Raw genomic sequence first — 3111 nt, forward strand, 5'->3', positions numbered from 1 at the left:
GTTGCAATGTGTCGAGTGCAGGCGACGCCTAGAAGGCCGTTGCGCGAGTGATCGACGAACTCGGAACGCCGCGCATTCTCGTCAACTGCGCCGGTATAGCCAATGCGGGGCGCATCGTCGGTCGTGATGGCCCACACGATCTTGACCTTTATCGACGTGTGATTGAGGTCAATCTCATCGGTTCGTTCAACATGCTTCGGCTTGTCAGCGATGCCGCGTCAAAGCTCGATCCGCTCGAAACGGGCGAACGCGGCGTCATCATCTCCACCGCATCCGTCGCCGCTTTTGACGGCCAGATCGGTCAGGCGGCCTATGCGTCTTCCAAAGCCGGTATAGCAGGCCTGACCCTACCCGCAGCGCGCGAACTCGCGCGTTTCGGCATTCGCGTCATGGCTATTGCGCCCGGCATTTTCGGAACGCCTATGCTACTCGCCATGCCGCAAGAGGTTCAGGATTCCCTTGCTGCCGCGATCCCATTTCCGTCAAGACTTGGCAAGCCGGAGGAGTATGCGGCTCTCGCCCTGCACATCATTGAAAATCCGATGCTTAACGGCGAAACTATCCGTATTGATGGCGCAATCCGGATGGCACCAAAATGAAGAGGCAAGTTGACGCATAAATCGAATTGTGGGTTGCAACTTTTTACGCGCCGGCGATGTTCTGTTAAGGTCGGTCATCTAGAATCCTTGGCAAGAGTCATAGGTCGCCGACACCGATTGAACTTGATCCTGAAAAAGGCCGCAGATGTCCGTTATCAATCGTCTGGTTGTACTGTTACCAGGCTTTGAGCATATGCCTGTAGAGGCCCATCATCGCCGCTTTACTCGCGAAGCGGCCAAGACAGCCCCTGTTTACGAAATGTCCTTGACTCAGTCTGAACCGCTGCGTGTTTCCTCGACCGATGGCGGGATCGCAACCGGCGAATTCGGTCTGCATACTTCAGGCGAAGGCTGGTCGGCCAATACGGATTTCATCCTCTACGGACTAGGCGACATCACCCTTTTCTACGCGTCCAGAAATCCCTTAAGGCGGTTGCTAAGTGGAATTATCGCCCTGCTTGATTTTATCCTCACCGGGACGTTCTTCCGGTTTGTTGCGACGAGTTGGCGCTATGCCCTGTTTTTCGTTTATCCATTGTTGATCTGCTTTGTAATACTGGGTGCATCCTACGGCACCGGGCGTCTTGCCATGGTGTACAACCAGACCAGCGTACCGGTCGCACCGGTGATAGCCTTGATTACCGCCATCCTATTGTTCTGGCTCGCTGCCTCGAAGCTCCATTTCCTGCTCCTCATGGATGACTGGACGTTCGCCCGTGATATGGCACGAGGCAAACGTCCGGATGTGATGCGGAAACTGGATCGCGTCATCGCCGATGCAGCCAATCGTATAAGCAATGCTCCACCCGGCACAGAAATCGTTGTTGCAGCTCATAGCCTTGGCGCGGTTTGCGCAATTCCGATTCTCGATGCCGCCCTTCGCCGCGAGGGTTCCCGCCGGTATGGCCTGCTCACTGTCGGGTCCAGTCTGTTGAAGGTAGCATTGCATCCTGCTGCTCGCACGCTGCGCGAAAGTGTCGAGACCGTTGCAAATAGCAAAACGGTCTGGATCGATGTGCAATCGCTGACGGATCCAATGAATTTCTACCAATCTGATCCCGTACGGGACTTAAAGATAAAAGATGGAAAATCGCCCATCCTGGTGAGAGTGCGTTTCCGCAACCAACTTTGCGATGAGGCCTATAAATCTATTCGACGGGATTTCTTTCGCGTGCATCGCCAGTTTGTTTTCGGCGTCGAAAAACGCACCCATTACTCATGGCATGCCATTTTATGTGGCCCGGAACAATTCGCCGATGTCGCCGCATTAGGTGGCCTGCGCTGTGATCAGAACACACCTTCCCCGGCAAAACTCAATATTGCTGGAACTGCCACCACATGATCTCTCTTGTTTCTGCCGGCAAGGTCTTGTGGGTCCTTCATGTCGTTGCCTGGTATGCGCTGCGCCGTCCATTCGATCGACGCGCGCGCAAGGTGAACCTCACGGTCGATCGGCGGAAAGGCGCCGATACGGCCAGACTTGCGGTTTCCCTCACCGGCCTCGGTATCATTCCGGCAATCTACGTTGTGACAGACCAGCCACATTTTGCATCCTACCCGGCAAGCCCTACACTTTTCCTGCTTGGTATTGCCTTCGGAATTCTCTCCTTGATCATGTTCCGTCTCACGCACAAGGCGCTGGGAAAAATGTGGTCCGTATCGCTGCAGTTGAAGCAGGACCACAAGCTGATCACCACGGGCATTTACAAATATCTCCGTCACCCGATGTATACGGCGTTCTGGCTCATGGCATTGACCCAGGCGTTGCTCCTCCCGAACTATGTCGCCGGTCTGGCTGGCATTGTTGKCTTCGGCTATCTGTTTTTCTCTCGGATAGGCCCTGAAGAAGCGATGCTGCAGGAAGCATTTGGAGAGGAATATAGCCGATACCGCGCGCGCACGTGGCGCGTCCTGCCTTACGTATACTGACACATCAAGAGAAGGTTAGTCGTGCCTCCAGCATCTCTGAAATTAATCATCGCCAGCATCGCCGCAATTTCCCTCACAGCCTGTCAGTCAGTCCCTCAATCGACCAGTGCGATTACGGTATCGGCCTACGCTCCTGAAACGCCGCAGCTCAGCTGCGCTCCGCACGGCAATCCCAATGGCTCACCGGCGAAACTGACTGCCAATCGCACAAGAATCGGTGATCCCGCCTATATCGAGTTCCGCCAGCGTTTCTCCCCCGGCATACCCAGCGGTCATCTCTATGTGGTTTTTGGGCGACTGGACGCCAAAGGCAACCCAGTGACCCGCCTTTATACCGGTCTCTTCCCGAAAGGCAGTCTTGCTGGATTGTATGCCGGCGCGCTTGTCCCGATGCCCGCGGATCTGGTGCCCAGTTACGCCGACTGCCATCTCGCGCCAAACGCGGCGTATCGCGTATCGCTGACCGAAAGCCAGTATCAGCAATTGCTGAGCAAAGTGCAGGCAGATATTGCCAACCCGCCCATGTGGCGCATGTTTGGCTACAACTGCAACAACTACGCTGCGTCACTCGGTAGCGTTGCAG

3 protein-coding genes and 1 pseudogene are annotated in these 3111 nt (G+C 55.4%); all 4 read left to right on the top strand.

The window, feature by feature from the left end:
• A pseudogene (locus tag ACXJ5O_RS22940) lies at positions 1 to 599 on the top strand (SDR family NAD(P)-dependent oxidoreductase); the annotation flags it as partial.
• 265 nt (positions 600 to 864) lie between these two features.
• Positions 865 to 1941 carry a hypothetical protein gene (locus ACXJ5O_RS22945; protein ID WP_457301921.1) on the top strand — a complete coding sequence of 359 codons (1077 nt, stop codon included), beginning with the start codon at positions 865 to 867 and terminating at the stop codon, positions 1939 to 1941.
• Entirely contained in the window at positions 1938 to 2528 is a 591-nt protein-coding gene (locus tag ACXJ5O_RS22950; RefSeq protein ID WP_457301922.1) for a protein-S-isoprenylcysteine O-methyltransferase, read from the top strand. Before ACXJ5O_RS22945 ends, ACXJ5O_RS22950 begins: the two co-directional genes overlap by 4 nt.
• Before the next feature lie 21 nt (positions 2529 to 2549).
• A partial coding sequence (locus tag ACXJ5O_RS22955; protein ID WP_457301923.1) for a hypothetical protein occupies positions 2550 to 3111 on the top strand: 562 nt, incomplete at its 3' end.

It is taken from the genome of Phyllobacterium sp. P5_D12, from assembly GCF_054049495.1.